Source organism: Shimia sp. R9_3, assembly GCF_017743755.1.
GTDB lineage: Bacteria > Pseudomonadota > Alphaproteobacteria > Rhodobacterales > Rhodobacteraceae > Shimia.
In genome coordinates this window covers 15,675-40,896 of record NZ_JAGHRP010000002.1, presented here as the reverse complement: position 1 = coordinate 40,896, position 25,222 = coordinate 15,675, and the positions used below count along the sequence as shown (strand labels likewise).

At 59.5% G+C, this 25,222-nt stretch carries 26 protein-coding genes; 11 read left to right on the top strand and 15 right to left on the bottom strand.

The genetic code is table 11. From position 1 onward, the window contains the following. Position 1 precedes the first annotated feature (1 nt). The 11 genes from pcaD to J7412_RS04685 all read left to right on the top strand — a co-directional run bounded on the left by pcaD (position 2) and on the right by J7412_RS04685 (position 10,713). Positions 2–790: a 3-oxoadipate enol-lactonase gene (gene pcaD, locus J7412_RS04735; protein WP_209077624.1), complete on the top strand. Its 789-nt coding sequence runs from the start codon at positions 2–4 to the stop codon at positions 788–790. Continuing rightward, entirely contained in the window at positions 783–1,517 is a 735-nt protein-coding gene (locus J7412_RS04730) for an alpha/beta fold hydrolase (RefSeq protein ID WP_209077622.1), read from the top strand. The genes pcaD and J7412_RS04730 overlap by 8 nt, the downstream gene beginning before the upstream one ends. Then, complete coding sequence (locus tag J7412_RS04725) at positions 1,517–2,296, top strand: hypothetical protein (protein WP_209077620.1); 780 nt, start codon at positions 1,517–1,519, stop codon at positions 2,294–2,296. Before J7412_RS04730 ends, J7412_RS04725 begins: the two co-directional genes overlap by 1 nt. A 223-nt stretch (positions 2,297–2,519) precedes the next feature. After that, entirely contained in the window at positions 2,520–3,722 is a 1,203-nt protein-coding gene (locus tag J7412_RS04720) for a TCR/Tet family MFS transporter (RefSeq protein ID WP_209077618.1), read from the top strand. 88 nt (positions 3,723–3,810) lie between these two features. Further along, positions 3,811–4,899 carry a Zn-dependent alcohol dehydrogenase gene (locus J7412_RS04715; protein WP_209077616.1) on the top strand — a complete coding sequence of 363 codons (1,089 nt, stop codon included), beginning with the start codon at positions 3,811–3,813 and terminating at the stop codon, positions 4,897–4,899. A gap of 24 nt (positions 4,900–4,923) precedes the next feature. Next, a complete protein-coding gene (locus tag J7412_RS04710; protein ID WP_209061913.1) occupies positions 4,924–5,295 on the top strand; it encodes a hypothetical protein in 372 nt (123 codons plus the stop codon). Between the two features lie 135 nt (positions 5,296–5,430). Next, positions 5,431–6,660, top strand: coding sequence for a mandelate racemase/muconate lactonizing enzyme family protein (locus J7412_RS04705; RefSeq protein ID WP_209077614.1), 1,230 nt, complete (start codon positions 5,431–5,433; stop codon positions 6,658–6,660). A 114-nt stretch (positions 6,661–6,774) separates the two neighbouring features. After that, positions 6,775–7,065 (top strand): metalloregulator ArsR/SmtB family transcription factor, encoded by a 291-nt coding sequence (locus J7412_RS04700; RefSeq protein WP_209062105.1) that lies wholly within the window; start codon positions 6,775–6,777, stop codon positions 7,063–7,065. Positions 7,066–7,071: 6 nt separating this feature from the next. After that, entirely contained in the window at positions 7,072–9,489 is a 2,418-nt protein-coding gene (locus J7412_RS04695; RefSeq protein WP_209077612.1) for a ligase-associated DNA damage response DEXH box helicase, read from the top strand. A gap of 77 nt (positions 9,490–9,566) precedes the next feature. After that, complete coding sequence (gene pdeM / locus J7412_RS04690) at positions 9,567–10,229, top strand: ligase-associated DNA damage response endonuclease PdeM (protein WP_209077610.1); 663 nt, start codon at positions 9,567–9,569, stop codon at positions 10,227–10,229. Positions 10,230–10,284: 55 nt separating this feature from the next. Beyond that, entirely contained in the window at positions 10,285–10,713 is a 429-nt protein-coding gene (locus tag J7412_RS04685; protein ID WP_209077608.1) for a PaaI family thioesterase, read from the top strand. A gap of 47 nt (positions 10,714–10,760) precedes the next feature. Here J7412_RS04685 and folD read toward each other — a convergent pair whose 3' ends face one another. The 15 genes from folD to J7412_RS04610 all read right to left on the bottom strand — a co-directional run bounded on the left by folD (position 10,761) and on the right by J7412_RS04610 (position 25,138). Beyond that, complete coding sequence (folD, locus tag J7412_RS04680) at positions 10,761–11,663, bottom strand: bifunctional methylenetetrahydrofolate dehydrogenase/methenyltetrahydrofolate cyclohydrolase FolD (protein WP_209077606.1); 903 nt, start codon at positions 11,661–11,663, stop codon at positions 10,761–10,763. 12 nt (positions 11,664–11,675) lie between these two features. Beyond that, a complete protein-coding gene (locus tag J7412_RS04675; protein WP_209077604.1) occupies positions 11,676–12,569 on the bottom strand; it encodes a bifunctional 5,10-methylenetetrahydrofolate dehydrogenase/5,10-methenyltetrahydrofolate cyclohydrolase in 894 nt (297 codons plus the stop codon). Positions 12,570–12,580: 11 nt separating this feature from the next. Further along, positions 12,581–12,877, bottom strand: coding sequence for a chorismate mutase (locus J7412_RS04670; protein WP_209078298.1), 297 nt, complete (start codon positions 12,875–12,877; stop codon positions 12,581–12,583). A 62-nt stretch (positions 12,878–12,939) separates the two neighbouring features. After that, entirely contained in the window at positions 12,940–14,616 is a 1,677-nt protein-coding gene (locus tag J7412_RS04665) for a formate--tetrahydrofolate ligase (RefSeq protein ID WP_209077602.1), read from the bottom strand. Positions 14,617–14,799: 183 nt separating this feature from the next. Further along, positions 14,800–15,399 carry an MOSC domain-containing protein gene (locus tag J7412_RS04660; protein WP_209077600.1) on the bottom strand — a complete coding sequence of 200 codons (600 nt, stop codon included), beginning with the start codon at positions 15,397–15,399 and terminating at the stop codon, positions 14,800–14,802. Positions 15,400–15,603: 204 nt separating this feature from the next. Further along, the gene (ftsH, locus tag J7412_RS04655) at positions 15,604–17,523 is read right to left on the bottom strand and encodes an ATP-dependent zinc metalloprotease FtsH (RefSeq protein WP_209077598.1); all 1,920 of its coding nucleotides are present in this window, start codon (positions 17,521–17,523) and stop codon (positions 15,604–15,606) included. A gap of 124 nt (positions 17,524–17,647) precedes the next feature. Further along, positions 17,648–18,862 (bottom strand): tRNA lysidine(34) synthetase TilS, encoded by a 1,215-nt coding sequence (gene tilS / locus J7412_RS04650; protein ID WP_348540460.1) that lies wholly within the window; start codon positions 18,860–18,862, stop codon positions 17,648–17,650. Then, positions 18,853–19,692 (bottom strand): tetratricopeptide repeat protein, encoded by an 840-nt coding sequence (locus J7412_RS04645; RefSeq protein ID WP_209077594.1) that lies wholly within the window; start codon positions 19,690–19,692, stop codon positions 18,853–18,855. Before J7412_RS04645 ends, tilS begins: the two co-directional genes overlap by 10 nt. 6 nt (positions 19,693–19,698) lie before the next feature. Continuing rightward, positions 19,699–20,208, bottom strand: coding sequence for a peptidoglycan-associated lipoprotein Pal (pal, locus tag J7412_RS04640; protein ID WP_209077592.1), 510 nt, complete (start codon positions 20,206–20,208; stop codon positions 19,699–19,701). Positions 20,209–20,321: 113 nt separating this feature from the next. Continuing rightward, positions 20,322–21,647: a Tol-Pal system beta propeller repeat protein TolB gene (gene tolB, locus J7412_RS04635; RefSeq protein ID WP_209061938.1), complete on the bottom strand. Its 1,326-nt coding sequence runs from the start codon at positions 21,645–21,647 to the stop codon at positions 20,322–20,324. Continuing rightward, positions 21,644–22,747, bottom strand: coding sequence for an energy transducer TonB (locus tag J7412_RS04630; RefSeq protein ID WP_209077590.1), 1,104 nt, complete (start codon positions 22,745–22,747; stop codon positions 21,644–21,646). The genes tolB and J7412_RS04630 overlap by 4 nt, the downstream gene beginning before the upstream one ends. 9 nt (positions 22,748–22,756) lie before the next feature. Continuing rightward, entirely contained in the window at positions 22,757–23,257 is a 501-nt protein-coding gene (gene tolR, locus J7412_RS04625) for a protein TolR (RefSeq protein ID WP_209077588.1), read from the bottom strand. A 3-nt stretch (positions 23,258–23,260) separates the two neighbouring features. After that, positions 23,261–23,938 (bottom strand): protein TolQ, encoded by a 678-nt coding sequence (gene tolQ / locus J7412_RS04620; protein ID WP_209061944.1) that lies wholly within the window; start codon positions 23,936–23,938, stop codon positions 23,261–23,263. Positions 23,939–24,050: 112 nt separating this feature from the next. Further along, a complete protein-coding gene (gene ybgC, locus J7412_RS04615) occupies positions 24,051–24,437 on the bottom strand; it encodes a tol-pal system-associated acyl-CoA thioesterase (RefSeq protein ID WP_209061946.1) in 387 nt (128 codons plus the stop codon). 74 nt (positions 24,438–24,511) lie between these two features. Continuing rightward, positions 24,512–25,138 (bottom strand): hypothetical protein, encoded by a 627-nt coding sequence (locus J7412_RS04610; protein ID WP_209077585.1) that lies wholly within the window; start codon positions 25,136–25,138, stop codon positions 24,512–24,514. Positions 25,139–25,222: the final 84 nt, after the last annotated feature.

Sequence of the window (25,222 nt, the reverse complement as noted above, 5' to 3'; positions counted from 1 at the left end):
TATGCCTTTTGCCACGCTCAACGGCATTCAACTCCACTACCGCGACGAAGGAGACCCAACCGGCGCACCGGTGGTGTTTATCAACTCATTGGGCAGCACGCTGCAGCTCTGGGATCCGGTCCTGCAGCATCTGCCTGCCGGCCTGCGCATCCTGCGCGCCGACATGCGCGGCCATGGGCAGACCGACGTGCCACCCGCGCCCTACGCCATGGGCCAATTGGTCAAAGACACGGAGGCGCTGCTTGAGCATCTGAACGTCAAAGACGCGCTGGTTGTCGGTCTCTCCATTGGCGGCATGATTGCGCAGGGCTTGGCGGTCAAACGGCTCGATCTGGTGCGCGCCATGGTGCTCTCCAATACCGCCGCCAAGATCGGCTCCCCCAAGATGTGGGATGAGCGCATCGAGGCGGTTCAGACCAAAGGGCTCCCCGCCGTCGCGCCGGAGATCATGACCCGCTGGTTTGGCCGCGATTTTCAGGCGCGTCCCGAGATGGCCCATTGGCAAGCGATGTTGGCGGCCTCCCCAGCAGAGGGCTATATCGGCTGCTGCGCGGCCATAAAGGGCACAGATTTCTATACGCCCACCTCCGGGCTGCGCCTGCCAACGCTTGGCATTGCGGGGCCGGAGGACAAAACCACGCCCCCCGATCTGGTGCGCGAAACCGTCGAGCTGATCCCCGGCGCGCGCATGGAGCTTTTGCGCCGCGCAGGCCATCTGCCCTGTGTGGAAAAGCCCGTCGAATACGCCCAACTCCTCACCGACTTCATGAAAGAAACCGGCCATGTCTGACACCTCCACCTCTGGCGCTGACATTCTTCTGGTGCACGGCTCCTGCCACGGCGCATGGTGCTGGCGAGACCTCATCCCCGCGCTCAAAGCGCTTGGCCACCATCCCCGCGCAATCGATCTGCCATCACATGGCGAAGATCAAACACCCGTTGCCGAGGTGACGTTGGAAAGCTGCGCGCAGGCTGTTGTGGATGCGCTTGGCGACAACACCGTCGTTCTGGGGCACAGCTGGGGCGGTTTCCCGATCACCCGCGCCGCCGACATGGCACCGAAACAGATCGCACGCCTGATCTACCTCTGCGCCTACACCCCGTGGGATGGCCATTCCCTTGCCGACATGCGCCGCGCCGCCCCGCGCCAACCGCTGATGCAGGCCGTGGTCAAATCCGAGGACGGCCTCAGCTACACCATTGATCCCGCCCAAACCCGCGCCGCCTTCTATCACGACTGCCCCGCTGGCACCGAGGATTTTGCCAACGCCCACCTCTGCCCCCAGTCGATCCGCGCGCAGGCCGATCCGATCACTCTGGGCGACGGCCACCGCACCCTGCCCCGCAACTACATCCGCTGCCTCGATGATCAGACCATCCCGCCGGAATTTCAGGTCACAATGACGCAGGACTGGCCAAGCGCAGAGGTTTATGAGATGGCCACAAGCCACTCCCCCTTCTTCGCCGATCCAGCCGGGCTCGCCGCGCTGATCGACCGCATTCTGAAAGCCTCCTGATGACCGCTTCCGTCTTTGACAGCCCGATGTTCACCAAACGCTTCCCCGTCGGGGAAGCCGGGCGTCTTTTCACCCACAGCGCCGAGCTGCGCGCCGCCCTGCTGGTTCTTGGCACCTTGGCAAAGGTTCAGGCCACCCGTGGTGACATCCCCGAAGACAGCGGCTTTTTTATCCACCGCAGCGCGATGGAGGTGCAGGTTGATCCCGCGGGTCTGTCTGATGGTCTTGCCACGGATCAAACCTACGTGCCCGCGCTGATGGCCGCCTTTGACAAAGCCATGGAAGCGCCGGAGCACAGCCGCTTCATCGGTCAAAACGCAGACCCGCAGGACATCGCCGACACCGCTCTGATGCTGCGCCTGCGCCAACTGCTGGGCCTCGCGGAAACCGCCCTCAAGGCCCTGCCCGAGACCAATCAAACCGCCGCCGCCCTGGCAGAATTGCCCGCGCTGCGCGCAGAGAGCATCCACGCGGCGGTTGCCAAGGATGCCGAGCTCGGCGATGAGATCGCCAAAGCCCTCTCGCTGGGGGCAACGGGAGATGTCCGGCAGAGCACGCGCAGCATCTCGCAATGGCTCACCGCCGCCGCACAGGCCGCTGCCGCCCAGATGCCCCACTGCACAGCCACAGCAGCGCTGCTGCAACAGCTGCAAACCCTCAACGGCACCCTGCAACTCAGCGCGGTTGAACCCCACGCCGCCATGGCCGAAACCCTGCACCTGCCGCAGATCGCTCTGGGCAGCCTGTCGCTCCTACTGATGGCCGCCCCAAACACCTGACGCGCACGGGTTGCCGCCAAGGCCGAAAGAGTAATAAAAAACCCACTCGCGCCAAAGGTGCCGTAAGGGAAATATTGCACCCTTCAAAGGCTTGCGCCAGCCTGCCCGCAACTTTTGGAGCTGTGGGGAGGCACTTCAAAGAGCGGCACATCCAGAGGCCCGCTCCCTGCGTACTCACACCAGAATCCCGGCCCCGGCCATCCGCAGGACAGACAACAGACCTATGAAAAACCGGCTCCCCGTTTTGGTGATCCTCGCCACCGTCATCATTGATGCCATGGGCATCGGGCTGATCCTGCCGGTCATGCCTGATCTCATCCGAGAGGTCACCGGAGGCGATCTCGGCGCGGCGGCGATCTGGGGCGGCGTGCTCTCCACGGTCTTTGCCTTCATGCAGTTTCTCTGCGGCCCGCTTCTGGGCAACCTGTCCGATCGCTTTGGCCGCCGCCCGGTCCTGCTGATATCGCTCGCCGTAATGTCCGCTGACTATGTGATCATGGCGCTGGCGCAAAACATCTGGGTTCTGGTGATCGGCCGCATCGTCGCCGGGATCACCGCCGCCACCTATGCCACCGCCATGGCCTATATGGCCGACATCTCAAGCGCGCAGGACAAGGCCCGCGCCTTTGGCATCGTCGGTGCAGGGGTGGGCATCGGCTTTGTGCTTGGCCCCGCCATGGGCGGCATCCTTGGGCAGTTCGGCACTCGCGCGCCCTTCTGGGCCGCCGCCCTGCTTGCTGGCGGCAACGCACTCCTCGGCTACATGGTCCTCAAAGAAACCGTCAGCGCCGCCAACCGCCGCACCTTTGAATGGCGCCGCGCCAACCCGCTGGGCGCGCTTTATGCGCTCAACCACCTGCCGACAATGACCAAACTGCTGGTGGTGTTCTTCCTCTATCAGGTGGCCGCAGCGGTCTACCCCGCCATCTGGGCCTATTTCGTGACCGAGCGCTTTGCCTGGGAAGAGGGCATGATCGGCCTCTCCCTTTCCACCTACGGGCTCTGTTACGCCATCGTGCAGGCCGCACTCATTGCCCCCACCATCAAATGGTTTGGCAACCGCCGCGCCGTGATCATCGGCCTTGCGCTGGAGGTCTTTGCGCTGATCTATATCGGCTTTGTCCCCACCGGCATGTTGCTCCTGATGGGCATCCCCATCGCCGCGCTCGCCTCGGTGGGCCTGCCCGCGCTGCAAGGCATCATGAGCCGCCGCGTTGCCGATGATGCGCAGGGCGAACTGCAGGGCATTTCCTCGTCCCTGACCTCACTGGCGCATGTGCTTGCGCCGTTGGTGATGACGCAGGCATTTGCCTATTTTTCCGCCGATCACGCCCCGCTCTACCTGCCCGGCGCGCCCTTCCTGCTGGCCGCCGTGCTCATGGTGCTCTCCCTTGGTGTCTTCATGAACTCACGTAGGGGAACTTAACCTGAAAACGACGTGCTTTGTCTGGAACTGACCAACCGATCACCTCTAAGCTGCCAGAGTGACAGGGACCGGAGGAGGAAAGATCCACATGAGCACAGTCAAAGCCGCCGTTTGCCATGCGTTTGGCGAGCCCCTAGTGGTCGAAGACATCACTTTGCGCGCACCGCAAATGGGCGAGATTGAGGTCACCCTCAAAGCTGTGGCCGTTTGCCATTCCGACATCTCCTTTGCCGAAGGCGCATGGGGCAGCAGCCTGCCCGCCGTCTACGGCCACGAAGCGGCGGGTCATGTGACCTCTGTCGGCGATGGCGTCGTGGGTCTGGCCGAAGGTGACCCGGTGGTGGTCACCCTGATCCGTGCCTGTGGCAGCTGCCCTAGCTGCGCCGAAGGCAAACCCACCATCTGCGGCACGCCTTACGATGGGGACAAAGGTCCGCTCACCACCGCCGATGGCGGCACGCTGCATCAGGCCATGGCCTGTGGCGCCTTTGCCGAAAAGGTGGTGGTGGATCAGTCCCAAGTGGTGAAAATCTCTGATGACATCCCCATGGAGGCCGCCAGCCTCATCGCTTGCGGTGTGATCACCGGCGTGGGTGCTGTGGTCAATGCGGCTCAGATCCGGGCCGGTCAGGATGTGGTGGTGATCGGCGCAGGCGGCGTTGGCCTCAACGCCATTCAGGGTGCGCGCATCGCCGGAGCCCGCCGCATCGTCGCCGTGGACATGGGCGAAGAGAAACTCGAAATCGCCAAGGAGTTCGGAGCCACCGACGGCGTACTTGCCACCGACAAAAAACCATTTGTGCAGGCGATCCGCGCCATGGGCCGCGGCGCAGATGCGGTGATCGTCACCGTCGGCGCGATCCCCGCCTATGATCAGGCCCCGCGCTACCTCGCACCGGGTGGCAAAGTCATCATGGTGGGCATGCCGCATTCCGGTGAGAAGTCGAGCTATGAGCCGGTGATCCTCGCTGCCATTGGTCAGGGCATGCAAGGTTCCAAGATGGGCGATGTGGTGATCAAGCGCGACATTCCATGGATGGTCGATCTCTATCAGCAGGGCAGATTGAAACTTGATGAGTTGATCTCTGGTCGTTGGACGTTAGATCAGATCAACGAAGCCATTGCGGACACCAAAACCGGCAGCGCCAAACGCAATGTGATTGTGTTTGACGACTGACCACTCACTGCGAGGAGACCCCCTGTGTTGAAATTTGTCACCGATCTTTTCAAACCTTCGGCGCCCAAACCGCCAGCACCGATCTCCTCGCAGACCTCCATGAATTTTGACACCGAGGAAGTCACCCCCTTCCTCATCCAGCTCGCCAACAATCCCCGGTTTGTGTTTCCCGAAGGCGTGGCGCAGTTGGTGCAGCAGGATCTGCAAGAAATGGCGGTCGAAGAAACCCGGCGCTGGAAGCTGACCTGCGATCTCGACCGTCAGCCGATCCATCTGGAAATCGAAGCCTTCATGGATGATGTGAATGCCCCGGATCTCTCCTTCTTCAGCACGCTGGAGGCGGTGCAGGAGATCGAGCAGGAACTGGAGGCTTTCGCCGCCGCCAAAGGGCTGTAAATCCACGCAACGCACGGTGCGGTAAGGTTTTTTGCTCGCCAAAATTCGCACCGTCGCAATACAGTCGCGATACAGACGCGATACCGACGTGCAATTTTATGGTTAATTTTGCCCGTTGCATTGAGGAGCTGCGCCATGAAACTCACCGATCTGGACGTGATCATCACCGCCCCCCCAGCCCCCGGATGGGGCGGGCGCTACTGGATCTTGGTGAAGCTCACCACAGACACCGGCATCATCGGCTGGGGCGAATGCTATGCCTCCTCCGTTGGCCCCGACGCGATGACCCACGTCATCCGCGATGTGTTTGAACGCTACTTTTTGGGCGAAAGCCCTGAAAACATTGAACGATTGTTCCGCCGCACCTATTCCTCAGGCTTCACCCAGCGCCCCGACCTGACGGTGATGGGCGCGTTTTCCGGTCTGGAAATCGCCTGCTGGGACATCCTCGGCAAAGACCGCGACCGCCCTGTCTATGCGCTGCTGGGCGGCCTGATGAACGAACGTCTGCGCGCCTACACATATCTCTACCCTCTTGAAAATCATAAGATTTCTGAGTTTTGGACCTCGCCCGAGATGGCCGCCGAAAGTGCGCTGGCTGCCGTGGATCAAGGCTACACCGCCGTCAAGTTCGACCCCGCTGGCCCCTACACCATGCGCGGTGGCCACATGCCCGCCATGAGCGACATCTCCATGTCCGTGGCCTTTTGCAAAGCGATCCGTGAAGCCGTTGGAAACAAAGCGGATTTGCTCTTTGGCACCCATGGCCAATTCAACACCGCAGGTGCCATCCGGCTGGGTCAGGCGCTAGAGCCTTACAGCCCGCTCTGGTTCGAAGAACCCACCCCGCCCGACAACATCGAAGACATGGCCCGCGTGGCCCGCAACGTCCGCATTCCCGTCGCCACCGGTGAACGCCTGACCACCAAATCCGAGTTCGCCACCGTCCTGCGCACCGGCGCCGCCGAGATCCTGCAACCCGCTCTGGGCCGCGCAGGCGGCATCTGGGAAATGAAAAAAGTTGCAGCGATTGCAGAGTGTTACAACGCTCAAATGGCGCCGCATCTTTATGCCGGACCGATAGAATGGGCCGCCAATATCCATCTGGCCGCCTCCATTCCCAACCTGCTGATGATCGAAACCATCGAAACGCCGTTCCACGATGCGCTCATCAAATCTACTCTCAAAGTTGAGGGCGGATATGTGACCCCGCCAACCGCGCCCGGTCTCGGCATCGATGTGGACGAAGCTCTGGCCCGCGCAAATCCCTTTGATGGCAAGGGCTTACACCTCCAGATGCAAGACGCGCCGTGCGATTATGTCAATGGAAACAGCTTTGAAGGAGGGGCACCACCAAAAGTCTGAGCCATCTCGCAACCGGATGCTACACATGTTATATGAGAAGTGGACAACGAACTTTCTGCCATACCGGAACCAACAGACGTGACACTTCAAGACCCCACCGCGCCGCAGTCCGAAATGGCGAAAAACGCCGATGCTGCAGCGACTTACCTCAAAACCCTGGCCCACTCCGGGCGTCTTATGATTCTGTGTCATCTGGAGGGTGGAGAAAAATCGGTCGGCGAATTGGAAGCTCTGCTGGAAGTGCGCCAAGCGGCTGTCAGCCAAATGCTCGCACGCCTGCGCGAAGAGGGCTTGGTGGCCACCCGGCGCGAAGGCAAAACCATCTTCTACAGTCTGGCAGATTCAAACACATCTCAGGTAATCTCGTTGCTTTACAACATCTTTTGCGCCCCAAAGCCGGAGTAGATCTGTTTGGCTGAAGCGCTTCCAACCGCCCTTGAGGATTGGTTTGCAGCGCGCGGCTGGCAACCCCATCCCCACCAGCGCGCCATGCTGGAGCGCGCTGACGCCCCCTGCACCCTGCTGATCGCCCCCACAGGTGGCGGTAAAACCCTCGCCGGCTTTCTGCCCACACTCGCAGACCTCGCGCGGAATGAGCACAAAGGGCTTCACACACTTTATGTCTCTCCTCTCAAGGCCTTAGCTGCCGACATCAAGCGCAATCTCCGCGCACCCGTCGAGGGAATCGGCCTGCAGATTCGCATTGAGGATCGCACCGGCGACACCTCACAAACCGTGAAGAAACGCCAGCGGGTCGACCCACCCCACATTCTGCTGACCACCCCCGAAAGCCTAGCGCTCTTAACATCTTACGAAGATGCCCCACGCATTTTTGCGGGATTAAAGCGCGTAGTTGTTGATGAAATTCATGCACTTGCAGAAAGCAAACGCGGCGATCAACTGTTTTTAGCCCTCTCCCGTTTGCAAGCGCTTTGCCCCGATCTGCGTCGCGTCGGCCTATCTGCAACCGTCGACCACCCTGAGGAAATCGCCCGCATGCTCGCGCGCAATCCCGATCCTTGCGACATCCTCTATGCAGACCCAGGCCCCGCACCGGACATCGCAATGCTGACAACCGAGGAGGCCCCACCTTGGTCCGGCGGCGGGGCCGCCTACGCCATCCCCGCAGTGCTTGAGCAAGTCAAAGCACATAAGACCACGCTGATCTTTCACAACACCCGTGCGCAGGCGGAGATTTTCTTTCATAATCTGTGGCTTGCCAATGATGAGGGCCTCCCGATCGGCATCCACCATGGCAGCCTCGACCGCGCGCAGCGGGAGAAGGTTGAGGCCGCCATGGTGCGCGGTGACCTGCGCGCGATTGTCTGCACCGGCAGTCTGGATCTGGGCATCGACTGGGGTGATGTTGACCTTGTAATCCAAGTCGGCGCCCCCAAAAACGTCAAACGCCTGATCCAGCGCATCGGGCGCGCAAACCACCGCTACAACGCGCCTTCTAAGGCGCTTCTGGTGCCAGCCAACCGCTGGGAGGTGGTGGAATGCGTCAATGCGCTGGCAGCAGCCCGTACAGGCGATTTGGATGCCGATCCCCGCGGTCCCGGCCCGCGCGACGTGCTCTGCCAACACATATTGCTCACAGCGGCCTCTGGCCCGTTTGAGGCCGATGCCCTCTTCGCCGAAGTCGCCAGTGTCGGCGCATACACAGACCTGACCCGTTCAGATTTTGACGCCTGCCTCGACTTCTGCGCCACGGGCGGCTATGCGCTAAAGGCTTATGATCGTTGGCAAAGGTTGCAACAGCGCCCCGATGGGCTGTGGCAGTTGCGCGATCCCCGCGCCGCCGCGCGCATCCGTATGAACGCAGGCACAATTCAGGACAGCGACACCCTGAAGGTGCAACTGAAACGCAATCGGGGTGGCAAGCCGCTCGGTGAAGTGGAAGAAGCTTTTGCCGCGACGCTTTCCGCGGGAGACACCTTCCTCATCGGCGGGCAGATCGTGCGCTATGAGGGCCTGCGCGACATGACAGTGCAAGTCTCCCGCAATGCCGCACGCAAGCCGCGCGTGGCCGTTTTCTCCGGCACCAAATTCTCAACATCCACACAGCTTTCACAACGCACCCTGCGCTATCTGCAACAAGCGCATTGGCCCGACCTGCCAGAGCACACCGCCGACTGGCTGCGGCTCCAACGGGAGATCTCGCAACTACCGGAGCCTGACCGGTTGCTGGTCGAAACCTTTGAACGGGACGGGCGGCAAAACATGTGCGTTTACGGGTTTTCCGGGCGCAATGCGCAGCAAACACTCGGGTTGCTGCTCACCAAACGGATGGAAGACTTGGACCTCGCACCCATGGGGTTTGTCGCCTCAGACTATGCCACTTTGATCTGGGGGCTGGATGAGGTGATAGAACCCAAACCTCTCTTTGATCTCAATGTGTTGCGAGATGGGTTGGACGGTTGGCTGGCGGGCAACGCGTTGATAAAACGCACCTTCAGAGCCTCAGCGACGATTGCAGGGCTGATCGAACGCAACACACCGGGTGCAAAGAAATCGGGCCGCCAAGCCACCTTCAGCTCAGACATCCTCTACGACACCCTGCTAAAATACGACCCCGATCATTTGTTGATGGAGGTCACGCGGATGGAGGCCATGCGCGGGCTGGTCGATTTTGCGCGGATCGAGGCGATGCTGTCCCAAGTCGGAGACCGGATCGACTACGTGCGCGCCCCGCATGTCACGCCCCTCGCCGCACCTCTGCTTTTGGAAGTGGGCAAAGTCCCCGTGCAGAGTGGCAGCGCCGAAGAGCGCCTGCTCGCAGAAGAAACCGCAGCGCTTATGCAAGACAGTGGCCTCGCCAGCGTTTGAACTGAACTTGTGCAAAGCGTCTAAGAAACAAAGAGATACCCATTGATCTGACTACTAACAGCCCATAAGAACGTACCATGAACGGCGTTTCGATTACTCTTGCAGGCTGCACACTTTCCGCGCTGGGATCCGGCGCATTGTGGTGGGAAGATCAGCGGCTTTTGGTGGTCTCTGACCTGCATCTGGGCAAATCGGAACGCGTTTTGCGGCGCGGTGGTCCCGCCATTCCTCCCTATGAAACGCGAGACACCCTTTTGCGTTTGGAAGAGGTCCTTGAAGCGACAGAGGCCAGCACCGTGGTGTGCTTGGGCGACAGTTTTGACGATGTAGAAGCTGCCCGTGCGCTTTCAGATGATGAACGCCTCTGGATCGCGCGATTGCAGGCTGGCAGGCGTTGGGTCTGGATTGAGGGCAACCACGATCCCGGCCCCGTCGATCTGGGCGGCGCGCATTTGTCAGAGCTCCCTTTGCCCCCTTTGACGTTTCGCCATATCGCGCAGACCGGACGAAGCTCTGAGATATCGGGACATTTTCACCCCAAAGTCTCAGTCCAGACCCGGCTGCGCAAAATCTCACGTCCTGCCTTTCTCTTTGACAGCGACCGCATCATCCTGCCGGCCTTTGGCACCTATACCGGAGGTTTGCGCAGCGACAACAAAGCGCTGTCAGAGCTGATGCGGCCAGAGGCGATGGCTGTGATCACCGGTCAAACGCCACGGCTCGTCACCATGCCGCGCTGACGAGGTTGACGCTTGGGGTTGTCTGCCCTCTTCTGCCTTTGGGAGAGGAAAACAAATGCCACTATCAGAACCAATCGCGCAGAAAATTCACCGCAGCTTTGCCAAGCAGGCCATGATGACAACTCTGGGGGCTGAGCTGACCAAGCTGGATACTGGCACGGTGACGCTCAGCGCGCCTATTCTGCCCACTTGCACGCAACAGCACGGTTTCGGCCACGCCGCGCTGACCTTTGGGCTGGGCGATAGCGCAGCGGGCTATGCGGCGCTTTCCATGATGCCTCAAGAGGCAGAGGTTCTCACAAGCGAAATGAAAATTCACCTGCTGGCCCCTGCGCAGGGGGATCATCTTGAAGCGATTGGTCGGGTGGTCAAACCCGGCCGCCGTCTGGTCATCGTTCAAGCCGAAGTGTTTGTCTTAGACAAAGGCCTGCGCACGCAAATTGCTCTGCTCACGGGCACGATGGTGCCGATCCTGCCCAAATAGAAAAGGCGGCCCAAAAGACCGCCTCAAAGTCTTGTATCGCCAAAGGCTTACGCTGTCAGCCCTTCGGGCTCTTCCAAACCGTTTGCGCGGCAGCAGGCGGTCACAGTATTGGCGAGCAGGCAAGCAATGGTCATCGGACCAACGCCGCCCGGAACCGGGGTGATCGCGCCCGCCACTTTGGCGGCGCTTTCATAGTGAACGTCGCCCACAAGGCGGGTTTTGCCTTCGCCTTTTTCAGGGGCGTCAATGCGGTTGATGCCCACATCAATTACGGTTGCGCCTTCTTTGATCCAGTCCCCTGGCACCATTTCCGGGCGGCCCACCGCGGCAACAACGATGTCGGCCTGTTTGACCACACCGGGCAGATCCTTGGTGCGGCTGTGTGCGATGGTCACGGTGCAGCTGTCACCCAGCAAAAGCTGCGCCATTGGCTTGCCAACGATGTTGGAACGGCCAATCACCACAGCATTCATGCCGGAGATCGAGCCGTGGTGATCACGCAGCATCATCAGGCAGCCCAGCGGTGTGCAAGGCACCATGGATTTCTGACCAGTGCCCAGCAGACCCACGTTGGAAATGTGGAAGCCATCCACGTCTTTTTCCGGCGCGATGGAGTTGATCACCAGATCTTCGTTCAGATGACCAGGCAGCGGCAACTGCACCAGAATGCCGTGTACGGTCTCGTCGTTGTTGAGCTGATCGATCAGCGCCAGCAGATCTGCCTCAGACGTGTCTGCGTCAAGCTTGTGCTCAAAGCTGTTCATGCCCGATTCCACGGTCTGCTTGCCCTTGGAGCGCACGTACACCTGGCTCGCAGGATCCTCGCCCACCAGCACAACCGCGAGGCCCGGGGTGATCCCGTGCTCCTCTTTCAGGCGCGCCACATGGCCCGCCACTTTCTCGCGCACAGTGGCCGCAAAGGCCTTTCCGTCAATCACTTGCGCAGTCATCTTGGTCTCCCCTTACGCATCCGCCCGGGCATAAGACGCCCGGTAATGATCCATTTGCATCCGTGTTGCCAACACGGCGTTTTTCATCAGTGTGGCCACTGTGACTGGGCCAACGCCGCCCGGCACAGGCGTGATCCACCCAGCCACATCCGCACAGCTGGCAAAATCCGCATCGCCTACCGTGCGCAGGCCGTCTGGTGTCTCCACCCGGTTGATGCCGATATCAATCACCGCAGCGCCCGGCTTGATCATGTCACCGGTCACCAGACCCGGCTTGCCCACCGCGACAAACACCGCATCTGCGGCACGGCTGTGCATGGCGACCGAGCGGGTCATGTGGTGACATACGGTGACCGTTGCACCGAGGCCCATCATCAAGAAGGCGATTGGTTTGCCCACAATCTCGCTGTGGCCGATCACGGTGACGTTCAACCCTTCCATCTGCAAAGGCAGGGTTTTTAGGATCTCCACCGCTGCCACCGCCGTACAGGGGCCAAGCGCCAGATCGTTGTAAACAATGTTGCCGATAGAGGCCGGGTGCATGCCTTCAACGTCTTTCAGTGGATGCACCGTTTTCTGCAGCGCTTTCACCGGAATGTGCTCTGGCAACGGACGCTGGATGATGATCCCGTTTACGCGTGGATCATGGTTGAGACCCTGCAGGATGCCAATGAGCTGCTCCAAAGAGGTCTCAGCCGGATAGCTGCGCGCCTCAAACTGAACACCCGCGCTTTCGGCTTGTTTCTGCTGGTTGCGGACATAGATCTCGGCGGCGGCCGTATCGCCAACGCAGATCGAGACCAAGCGTGGGGCCCACCCCAGTTCGCTCAGCGTTTGCGCCTCTGCCCTGACCTCTGAGCGCAGCGTCGCTGCAATCTCTTTCCCATCAATCACTGCTGCGCGCATGTCGTGCTCCGCTATTCGAATTCTATGGTCTGCGCCTCTCGCGCAATCGACCAATCAATCAATTGACGCCACAAGGTTTCTATGAGGTCTGGATCCAGTTCCTCGGCCTCGGCTGTGGCGCGGACTTTGGCCACCACATCTTCGATGCGGGCCGGAATGGAGGCCGGCAAACCGACCCCCTGTTTGATCTCAACCGCCCGGTCGATGTAGGTCGCCCGTTTGGCCAATAGCTGGACCAATGTGCGGTCCAGCATATCGATTTGCTCTCGCAAAGATGGCATGTCGGGGCAATCGGCAGGGGCAAGCATCGCTGTTCTCCAGAACGTGTCGCGCATGCCCTACCCTGCCTATGCCCAAACCGCAATCCGGATCAGAACAGGCCTTCGATCAAGCCTTCGTCGTTCAGACGGATGCTTTCCGACGCAGGCTTGCGGGGCAGACCCGGCATGGTCATGATCTCACCGCAGACAACCACGATGAAGCCAGCACCGGCAGACAGGCGAACCTCACGCACCGGGACAGAGTGACCGGTTGGCGCGCCGCGCAGGGACGGATCGGTGGAGAAGGAGTACTGGGTTTTCGCCATACAGACCGGCAGGTTGCCGTAGCCCGCTTCTTCCCACTCGCGCAGCTGGTTGCGGATTTTGTTGTCCGCCAGAACTTCGTCTGCACGATAGATGCGCTTCGCGATGGTTTCGATCTTCTCAAACAGCGGCATATCATCTGGGTAGATCGGTGCGAAGTTGGCGGAACCGCCTTCCACGATTTCCACCACTTTCTCTGCCAGCGGTGCGGAGCCCTCAGAACCGAGCTCCCAGTGACGGGACAGAACCGCTTCCACACCGTGCTCTGCACAGTAGTCTTTTACGGCCTGAACTTCTGCGTCGGTGTCGGTCACAAAGTGGTTGATGCCCACAACAACCGGCACGCCGAAAGATTTCACGTTCTCGATGTGACGGCCAAGGTTGGCACAGCCATTTTGAACAGCTTCTACGTTTTCTGCACCCAGATCAGCTTTGGCAACGCCGCCGTTCATCTTCATGGCGCGAACAGTGGCAACCAGAACAACCGCGGAAGGCGCGATGCCTGCTTTGCGGCACTTGATGTTCATGAACTTCTCAGCACCGAGGTCGGCACCGAAGCCTGCTTCGGTCACAACGTAGTCGGCCACCTTCAGCGCGGTCTTGGTTGCGATCACGGAGTTACAGCCGTGTGCAATGTTGGCGAATGGGCCGCCGTGTACAAACGCTGGGTTGTTTTCCAGAGTCTGCACGAGGTTTGGCTGCATCGCGTCTTTCAGCAGGACGGTCATTGCGCCTTCTGCTTTGATGTCGCGGCAGTAAACTGGGGTCTTGTCGCGACGGTAAGCAACGATGATGTCGCCCAGGCGCTTTTCCAGATCTTCCAGATCGTTTGCCAGACAGAGGATCGCCATAACTTCGGAAGCCACGGTGATGTCAAAGCCGGTTTCGCGTGGGAAGCCGTTGGACACGCCACCAAGGGAAGCCGTGATCTGACGCAGGGCGCGGTCGTTCATGTCGACCACACGGCGCCATGCAACGCGGCGGATGTCGATTTCGCACTCGTTGCCCCAGTAGATGTGGTTGTCGATCATCGCCGACAGCAGAGAGTGTGCGGAAGTGATCGCGTGGAAGTCACCAGTGAAGTGCAGGTTCATTTCTTCCATTGGCACAACCTGTGCCATGCCGCCGCCCGCTGCGCCGCCTTTCATGCCGAAGTTCGGGCCGAGAGACGCTTCGCGGATACAGATCATGGCGTTTTTGCCGATCTTGTTCAGGCCGTCGCCCAGACCCACGGTGGTGGTGGTTTTGCCTTCGCCCGCAGGTGTCGGGTTGATGGCGGTCACCAGAATCAGTTTGCCGTCTTCTTTGTCTTTGACGGAGTTGATGAACTCCTGGCTGACTTTGGCTTTGTCGTGGCCGTATGGCAGCAGGTCATCAGAGCTGATGCCCAGCTTTGCACCGATTTCCTGAATCGGTTTCTTGTTGGCTTCACGGGCGATTTCGATGTCGGTTTTGAAACTCATGGCGGTCCCTGTCACAAGGATGTTGACGTTCTGAACCACTTCTAGCGCTCACAACGTCACCCGAGGGATGCAATTCCGACATTTCCCGCGCTTGTTGCGTCGGCGATCGTGGCGGCGGTTTCTTTTAGGAAACGTTACGTCAATATAGGCTTCAACGTACCGACGCGCGCTGCGATGCAGCGGTCAATCCGCCCTCGCGGCATCCAAATGCGCCCAAACAGGCTGATCAGGCACAAACAGCCGCAGTTTGTCGCCCACCGCAAAATGCCCTTCCCGCTCGACCCAGGCGGTCACGCCCCGACGCCCTTCTGCCGCCGCCTTGAATTTCGGACCATGCCCCGGATGGTGACCTTCGATCACACGCCCCGGCAACACGCAGGGGCGATTCTCCATATCAATCGTAATGGTCGCGCCATCCGGCCCCTGTAGCCGCGCATTAGGTGGCACATGGGTGAAATCCGGGATGCCCTTGATCACGATAGAGGCGCCGAGCCACGCCGGGTCCACTGTCTCCAGCCCCATTTCTTGCGCAATCAGATCCAGCTCTTCCTGTGACAAGACCGACAATTGGCGTACATTGGCAATCTCTGTGCCTTTCTCATAAAGCGCCTTCACCCGCACACAGGATTTCCGCGTCACGCCTGAGTGCGCCTCGCCAACCGCGCCCCCAATCGACAAAGTCAGTGTTTCCGCAGCAGTCGCACGCAGATCTTTTCCCGCGGGAGCAACACGCCCCAACCAAGTGATCTCTGCTTCAAAAGAGGTGGGTTTGAGCGCGGGCATTGGGTCATCTCCTGAGTATTTGCCCGGCGACCCTAACAACAGGCGGGCACCACAACAAACGACGAGCCTTGATAGCAAACATCAATTTGGGTGACGTTTCTTACCTTTGGCCTGCCCCCAACTGCGCAGCCAACAGAACGCACAAAACGAAAAACCCCGGAGCGTTTCATCGCTCCGGGGTCATATCTTGTAAGTTTGGTCAGATCAGGCCGACGGCTCCGGCTCCATCCCACCGTCACCGCTTGGCTTGCTGCGCGGTTTGGTTTTCGGGATCGCGGTGACGCTTGGCGCGTTGCCCTCATCTGCGTCATTGCTGTCATCATCGCCCGATTGTGGCGGCTCGCCGTCCATTACGCGTTTGATTTCATCGCCGGTCAGGGTTTCATATTCCAGAAGCCCTTGCGCCAGACGCTCCCATTCATCGTTGAAGTCGGTGAGCAGCTGGTGCGCTTTGTCATAGCCTTCCTGGATCAGGCGTTTCACCTCTTCCTCGATCAGCTCTTTTGTATGCGCGGAAACAGAGAAGCCGCCCGTGTTGCCCTGATAGCCTTCGTGGGCCTCAGCATAGTCGATGTTGCCGACTTTTTCGGACATACCCCAGCGCATGACCATCGCGCGCGCCAACTGGCTTGCCTGCTGAATGTCGCCTGCAGGGCCGTTGGACACATGGTCTTCGCCGTACTTGATGATCTCAGCCGCTTTGCCAGCCATGGTCATAGCAAGCTTCTGCTCACATTCAGCCTTGTGCCAGTTCAGACGGTCCATCTCCGGCAGGCTCACAACCATACCCAGCGCGCCGCCGCGCGGAATGATGGTTGCTTTATAGACCGGATCACATTCTGGCAGCTTGAGGCCAACCAGCGCGTGACCGGCTTCGTGATAAGCTGTTTTCTCTTTCTGGTCCTGCGTCAGCACCATAGAGCGACGCTCCGCGCCCATCATCACTTTGTCTTTGGCGGATTCAAAATCCTCCATGGTCACAAAGCGACGGCCAACACGCGCCGCCATCAGCGCAGCTTCGTTCACGAGGTTAGCAAGATCCGCACCAGAGAAACCCGGCGTACCACGCGCAATGATGCGCAGATCAACGTCGGGGCCAAGCGGCGTCTTACGTGCGTGCACGCCAAGAATTTTCTCACGGCCTTTGATGTCCGGGTTGCCCACGGTCACGTTGCGGTCAAAGCGGCCCGGGCGCAGAAGCGCAGGGTCAAGCACGTCACGACGGTTGGTTGCCGCCAGAATGATCACGCCTTCATTGGCCTCAAAACCATCCATTTCAACAAGCAGCTGGTTGAGGGTCTGCTCGCGCTCGTCGTTGCCGCCGCCGTAGCCCGCGCCACGATGGCGACCAACCGCATCGATCTCGTCGATAAACACGATACAAGGCGCGTTTTTCTTCGCCTGTTCAAACATGTCGCGCACACGTGATGCACCAACACCCACAAACATCTCGACGAAGTCAGAACCGGAGATGGTGAAGAAAGGCACACCCGCTTCGCCTGCAATGGCACGCGCGAGCAGTGTTTTACCGGTGCCGGGAGGGCCAACAAGCAGCGCACCTTTTGGAATCTTGCCGCCAAGGCGGGAGAATTTCTGAGGGTTGCGCAGGAACTCAACGATCTCTTCGAGCTCTTCTTTCGCCTCATCAATACCGGCCACATCGTCAAAGGTCACGCGGCCCTGCTTTTCGGTCAGCATCTTAGCTTTGGATTTGCCAAAGCCCATTGCGCCACCTTTGCCACCGCCCTGCATGCGGTTCATGAAGTAGACCCAGACGCCGATCAAAAGCAGGAAGGGCAGAAGGCTGATCAGGAAGGCTTGGAACCCGGAGGTTTCCTGACTTTCAGCGCGCACCGGAATACCCTGCTCAATCAGCAGGCCCGTGACTTCGGCATCCGCAGGCATCACTGCCACATAGTTGGAGCCATCTTTCGTGGCATAGCGCACTTTCTCGCCATCAAGCGTCACGCTGGCCACCTGGTCACTTTGCACAGACGCAACAAAGTCAGAATAGCTGATTTCCCGGCTTTGCAGAGTGCTGCTGTCACCGCTGAACAGATTGAACAAGGCAAGGATCAGCAGAAAAAGCACGACCCAGAAAGCTACATTTCGCGCATTGCCCAAGGCAAGTCTCCCTTTAAGTACGCCCGTTCCCTATCACGGGCGCGTATACAGTTAAATAGAGATCGCTGCCTCGTTATCAATGCGATATTTGGCAAACACACTCGCAAGTCGCGCCATTTTGTAACTAAAGCGCCAAAACCTGCGCATCCCATCCGTTAGAAAGGCCTGCGATGGGGGCCGCGATCAGCTTTGAACCCTGCCAGATTGCAGGTGAAGACAGCAGGCTCTGGCGTGGGCGCCCGATGGCCCGCCAGTCTGGAACGTCTGCCAGCCCCGCCTCGCCAAGCGCCGCAATTTCAAGGCCAGTCACATCGCCGTCTTCGACTGTGGTCAAGCGCCACCGTCCGTCCCAAAGGCTGTCTGTCGCAGTGCGGATGCCTTTCACGGCTTGCCATTCACGGGTGATACGCAGCTGTGCAGCTTTCGGGATCACCAAGCATCCGTGCAAGGGCTTTGGAACCTCAATGTCCCAAACACCCGAAAGCGCCTTGAAACGCGGCCGATACGGATTTCCGGACACCGCCGCCAAAGCATCGGCAAGCAATCGTGACTTGAGAGCGTCAGGCAGGTTTAGCAGCCCTGGGAGATCAAAAATAACGTCGCCTGCATCCCGTGAAACCAAATCCTTCGTGGCACGCTCTGCGACCCAAGCCGCCAGCGCCCGCTGCTCTCTCATATGATCAGTGGTTTGGGCCAGACGCTCTACGGTCAATCCCAACGGCTCCAATGTCTCCATCATTTGGCGCGCTTTGACGCGATCAAACGTTGGATCTTCGTTGCTGGGATCATCCGCCCAAGGCACATTAGCCTGCCGCAGATGATCACGAAGTGCCTGACGGCGCACGTTCAGAAGCGGGCGCAACCACGTCAATTCTCCGTCATGACGTGTCAGCTCCATAGCAGAAAGCCCATCCACACCCGATCCACGCGCAAGCCGCATCAGAAACGTTTCCGCCTGATCATCAGCAGTGTGCCCCAGAGCAACGCAGGTCAACCCGCACTCTTCAGCCCATTTGCGCAAAGCCGTGCGCCGCCCTTCTCGGGCCGCTTGCTGCAGATTGCCTTGCAGATCCCACTGCCAATTTAAAACACTGTGGTACAATTCATGACACGCGGCGTACTCCGCAACCAAGGCGATTTCATCGCGCGCTTCCGGCCGAAGCCCATGATCGACGCTTGCGACAAAAACTTCTGATTTGCCCCATGCGCGCAGCAGATCCAGAAGCGCCATGGAGTCTCCGCCACCGCTGACGGCGACGCCTATTTTGTCGGGGAATTCGTGTCCGAAAGCCGTATCAAGTGCCTTTAACAAGGCATCAGCTGGCGCAATCAGGGGCACTGCAGGTTGGCCATCTCGGCCTGCGCCTCAGAGACAAACACACCACCCGGGAAGCGCACACCAACTTCGTTTAGCGTTACACAGGCCTCATTGACCTGACCAAGCGCGCCAAGGGATTTTCCGAGGCGAAACAGCGCTTCTGGGGCTGTGCCCGCCACAGGCGCACCCGAATAGGCTTCCAAGAACGCACGCGCTGCGCCGGTTTTGTCTTCCGTACCTTCAAGCGCCTGTCCGCGCCGCAAATGCGCCTCAGATTCCAGCGGGCTCCCCGGATAGGTCTGCACAAATGAGGCGAACTGATCTGCCGCAGACGCATATTCTGCGTTGTCCAGAGCGGTCATTGCACGGTTGAAATCCGTTTCTTCCCCTACGGCCAGCTCTGTCGGCTCGCCATCACCCGATCCATCATCTTCACCTTCGGTGACATCGGGCACAGCCTCGATATCACCACCCAGCGTGGTGGTTTCGCCCAGTTGGCTCAGGTCTCCACCTTCAAGCTCCACAAGACGAAACTCCAGATCCCCAATGCGATTGGTACCATCTTCCACGATGCGCGCTACGCGATATTGCAGCTCTTCGGTTTTGTTGGTCAGCACCTGAAGCTGCTGCTCAATCACATCGACCCGCTCCAACGTGGAGGCACCCGCCACCACGGTGCCCGGCGCGCCGGTTGTCGAAAGCTCGCGTTTGAGCTGTTGAATTTCGACATAAAGCACCGAAAGTTGCTGGCGCACATCCGCCAGCGTTTCCTCACGCGTCTGCGTGCTGCCCATCACCGGAGCCAATACAAGCGCAAGTGCGCTTAGTCCTGCAAATACCTGCGCTCGCATCGTGAGTTATCCCGAAACATTTGCCGTCAGCACGGTCACCGCGCGACGGTTCTGCGCATAGCAGCTTTCCTGCGAACAAACCTCAATCGGGCGCTCTTTGCCGTAGCTCACAGTACGCACGCGATTGGACGCAACACCTTGGGACACCAGCAGCTCTTTGACCGCGCTTGCGCGCCGCGCGCCAAGCGCGAGGTTGTATTCCCGGGTGCCCTGTTCGTCGGCGTGACCTTCCACAACCGCCACATAGTCTGTGTTCTCAAGCAGCCAGTTTGCCTGCGACAGAACTGTCAGACGCCCCTGCTCACTCAGTGTGGATTGGTCCACTGCAAAGAGCACACGATCTCCGACAGCTTCCTGGAAATAGGCGATGGAGGTTGGGTCCGCGCTGCTTCCCGCTACGCCGCCAGTGCCATCCGCGCCAAAACCACCAGATCCGCCACCAAACCGATCAGCATCCGTACAAGCGCCAAGCGCCACCGCGGTCACCAAAAACGCCGCTTTTGTCCAAGTTTTCATGAAATCGCCTCGCCTTTTATCCCGAAAGTTCTTTCGTCTCTTGCCTGTTGTGCCATTCGTGTATCACAAGCCTGCGTTTTAGAAAACGCCGCCGTGGTTTGCTCGCTCAAGCGTTATTGGAGTGGCGACCAGCTTGGATCAGAACCGCCACCCGTTACGCTTACCGGCTTAAGGTTCCGTCCGGACACGTCCACCGAATAGAGCGCCGACACACCGCCGGAGCCTTTGGTCTCGCGTGTAAACATAATCACGCGGCCATTGGGCGACCATGTTGGCCCCTCATCCAAGAAAGATGCCGTCAGCAGGCGTTCTTCGCTGCCATCGGTGCGCATGACGCCAATGTGGAACCGTCCCTTGTTCTGCTTGGTAAACGCAATCAGGTCACCGCGCGGGCTCCAGACTGGCGTACCATAACGCCCTTTGCCAAAGCTGATACGCGTCGCCTCGCCACCATTGGCGTTCATGATGTAGAGCTGCTGTGTGCCGGAACGGTCGCTCTCAAACACAATCTTACTGCCATCGGGACTGTAACTCGGTGCGGTTTCAATCGACGGGGTCGACGTCAAACGCTGGCGCTGCCCGCTTGCAATGTTCATTTTGTAGAGGTCAGTGTTGCCGCCTTCGGTCACGGACATAACAACACTTGAGCCATCCGGCGAAAAACGCGGCGCGAAGCTCATGGTGCCGCTCTCATTGGACAGCACCCGGCGCTGCACAGAGCCAACATCCAGAACATACACCTGCGGGAAGCCCGTTTCGTAGCTCGTGTAGAGCACGCGGTCTCCTTTCGGAGAGAACCGTGGTGCCAACACAATCGCGCGGCTGTCGGTCAAAAACTGTAGATTGGCGCCGTCATAGTCCATCACCGCCAGTCGTTTTTTGCGGTCACTCTTTGGGCCTGTCTCGCTTACAAACACCACGCGGCTGTCAAAGTATCCACCTTCACCGGTGATGCGCGCATAGACTTCATCCGCCACTTTGTGGGCCATGCGCCGCCAGCCGTCGAGGGTGCCTTTGAACCGCAGGCCGCTGCCCAGCTCGGTCCCTGCAAACACATCATATACACGGAAGCGCACCTCAAGCTGATTGCCGCTCACAGAGACGCCACCGGAGATCAGCGCCTGAGCGTTGATGGCTTTCCAGTCGGCGTATTGCACCGGACTGTCAAAGTTGGTGATGCTGGAGATATGCGCGTTGGCCGGGATTTGCCGGAACAGCCCCGTGCCATTCAGATCTGCGGCGATCACCTGGCTGATATCGCGCGACACCTGATTGGAGCCCTGCGTTTCCGCAACAAAATCTGGTACCGCGTAAGGCAAAGGCTCAATCACACCGTCCGTGATCTCGATGCGCAGAGGGGTGCTTTGGGCTTCAGCCTTATGCGCCCAAGGGGTCAGGGCCATCACCCCGATCATCACTGTGGCAAAAAGTCTGCTCATCGGCGCCTCATATTATCTGGGTTAAATGTAATCTCAACATCTCGCCAATGGTCATATTTTTCCACTGGCAAGTCATATCCGTCTTTCTGGCAGCGCAAAACCGCGCGTCTTGCAGCCTGAAAAGCCGTGCGCGTGGCAGCGTCATCGCCGCCCTCTGCGCTCAGCAACTTAATATCGCCCTGCACTTTGCCGTTGCGGTCCAAGGAAAGACCGACAACCACCGTTACATCTGCAGCGCGCGAGCCCACATCCACGACCCAGCATTGCTGCACGGCAACTCGCAGACCATCACGCTCCCCTTGGCTCAGGGGTGGCCCCGAAGGCGCAGCGGTGGTCTCTGCTGCCTCAGACGCGCTGGCTTCTGCCAAGGCCGCGGCAATGGCATCATCAGTTGTCTCAGCTGCCGGAGCTTCGGCCGCTGGTGTTGGCTGCGCCGTTGGGCGCACACGTGGACGCAACGATCGGCTTGGCGCTGCGCTAGCGAGTTCTTCTTGTTTGGGTTCCGTCGCTATTTCCGTGCTGGCGGCTTCTGGCGCTGTCTCTTCTTGCACCTCGTCCTGCACCTCAGCGCTTTCGTCCGGCTGTGTCGCTTCCTGCAATGTATCCGCAATAGCTGTTTCAGGCTCCGGCGGGGCCACAGGCTCTGGCGCCACCCGCTCTGCCTGCGGGGCGGCTGGACGGACGGGCGCATCGGGGATGATCACCGCGCTGTCACTCTCCGGCGTCGGCAACTCAGGCGCCTCTTGCGCAACATCGTCCGGCTCAATTGGCGCTGGTGGCGTGACCTCTGTCAGCTCAGGAGTCACATCTGGCTCTGTGGGCAGCGCCTCAGGCGGCGTCACCTGCTCAGGCGTGTCGTCCGCTTGAGATGACAACTCCGGTGTCCGCTCCAACTCTTCAGGTGGCGTGGGCAAGGTAACTTCCGTGGCCGTATCCGGTGACTCCTGAGAGCGCACCAAAGCGTCAAACTCCGCAGAGGAAATCACAGACACATCCGTCACTTCCATCGGAGGCGGGTCAGGGTTCAACACCCCGCCAAACAACACCCAACCAATCAGACCGGTGTGGGCGATGCCGGATATATAGTGGCCGATATGCACGCCTGCGTCCTAGTTGTCGGTACCAGAGGCCGCTGCGGGCTCCGCACCGCTCAGCGTCGGCCCGCCAACATCGGTCACAAGGCCGACATCACTGAAACCACCTGCATTGAGCGCGCCCATCACCTGCACCACAGCCTCATAAGGAATTGCGCCATCCGCGCGCAGATAAACCCGCTCAGAGCTGCGTTCCGCAGCAACCGCCCGAAGCTTGGGCACCAGTTCTTCCGCCGCAACGGGCGTGGTCATGATGGTGATGCCAAGATCTGAGTCGATGGTTACGGTCAAAGGCTCTTCCTGTTCGCCAGGAAGCGGATTGGCTGCTGTCTTTGGCAGTTCAACTGGCACACCCACGGTCAGTAGCGGAGCCGCCACCATAAAGATGATCAGCAACACCAACATGACATCCACAAAAGGCGTCACGTTGATTTCGCTCATCGGCTGGCTGCTGCGCCGATAGCGGCGGCGGCGTTTGCCGCCTCCTCCGCCTGATTTCATCACACCCGCACCCATCCCTTATGCGTCCAGCTGGCGGCTAAGGATAGTGGCGAACTCATCGGCAAAGGCTTCATAGCCTGAAACGATCCGATCGCTGTCCGCGCTGAGTTTGTTGTAAAAGATCACGGCCGGAATAGCCGCCAACAAGCCAAGGCCCGTGGCCAATAGCGCCTCTGCAATGCCCGGCGCGACTACAGCGAGGTTCGTGTTCTGTTGAGCCGCGATCTCAATAAAGGCGTTCATGATGCCCCAGACCGTCCCAAACAGCCCGACAAAAGGCGCAGTGGAACCCACCGTGGCAAGGATCGGCAAACCATGCTGCAGCTCATCAGCTTCCTTGGCAATCGCCACATCCATCGACCGGTCAATCCGGCTTGTGGCATTCGCGATCAAACCGCCATCCTGCCGATGGCTGCGCTGCCATTCCACCATACCTGAGGCAAACACACGCTCAGACCGCCCACTTGGCTCAGGCCCGAGTTCTTCAAAGAGCTGATCCAGCGGCTCGCCGGACCAGAACGCACGATCAAACCGCGCCGCCTCACGGCGGGCTTTACGATACATGATGTGCTTTTGAATGATCACCGACCAAGACCAGAACGACGCTACAATAAGCATCACCATGACCAGCTTTACGGTGAGGGTTGCGCGCGCGAAAAGCGCCCACATCGAAAAATCGACTGCTGCGTGTTCCATTTTGCCTGCTCTTTTCTGAGGCCCTCTTTTGGAGCCTTGTTTGAGAGCAAACCTAGCGGGTTTCCACTGGGAAATCTAATGAATTGGCATCAATCGCGAAAATTTGCGCGCTCTAGTGGATCATTTGGCGAATATTTGCCGGCAAACGCACCGGTTGCCCTGCTTCATTCATGCAAACAACGGTCACCACAGCCTGAAACAGAAGCTCTTCGCCCCGTTTCACCCGCTGATCCATCGTCAGGCGCACGCCGGTCACGCTCCGCACTTCGGTCTCAACGGTCAGCTCGTCATCCAAAACAGCAGATCCCAGATAATCCGCCTCGACCCTGCGCACGACAAAGACGATGCCTTCGTCTTTCATCTCTTTTTGATCAAGCCCAATCTCGCGCACCCACTCGCTGCGGCCGCGTTCGATGAATTTCAGGTAGTTGGCATAATAGACAATCCCCGCCATGTCGGTGTCTTCGTAGTAGATGCGGACTGGCAGGGTGTAGATCATTGAACTTGCTCCAAATTCGGCTGCCCTATGGGTAGGCCGCAGACGTGTTCAATGCAAGCGGAACAAAGCGCTGTTTATTCCAATCGCAACCGCGCAAAGAGACGCAGGGCATGACTTGGATCTTCGGCTGCTGCTGGCATCATCCGGTCATAGGCTGCGGCAATCACCGCCGCCACCTCAGGGCGCAGCACTGTGGCTCCGCTCTCTGGCACGACCGCCAACGGTGACGTCTCGGCAAAAGCCGCTGGCCCCCAGGTCACGATGGTCTGGACCGCTTCCTCAAGCGCGAGCGCCTCTGCGGGCAGCTTCGCCATTTCGCCGCTCATGCGCAAAAACACAAAAGCCGCCTGAATAGCCCCGTCGTTGTCAAAACGAAATGCTCGGTACTGGGTCGCATCGGCCGCCTGCAAACGCGCAACCAAAGCTGGCAAGTCGGGGATCAGACGATCCAGATCCGGCACGGACAACAGTTCTTCCCACTCGCGGAAGAAGAACATCATCAGGTTGCTGCCAAGTTCCGGATCCGTCTCCGCCATTTGATGGCCAACCAGCGTGGCCACTGCCTCCAGAGCGCCTTTGACTGTGCGCAGAGTTGCGTCTTCCACACCGAACACCACTGGGGCAATCGGGCGCCCCCACCGGGCAAAACCATAGCTGCCATCGGCACGGGTAAAGAGCGTTTCAACATCCTGCGGTGTCATTTCCAGCCTCCTGAAACCATCACCGCTTCATGCCGTGCAACCTCGCGGAAGACAAGAGCTCACCACGCTCTCTATCTCGCGCCC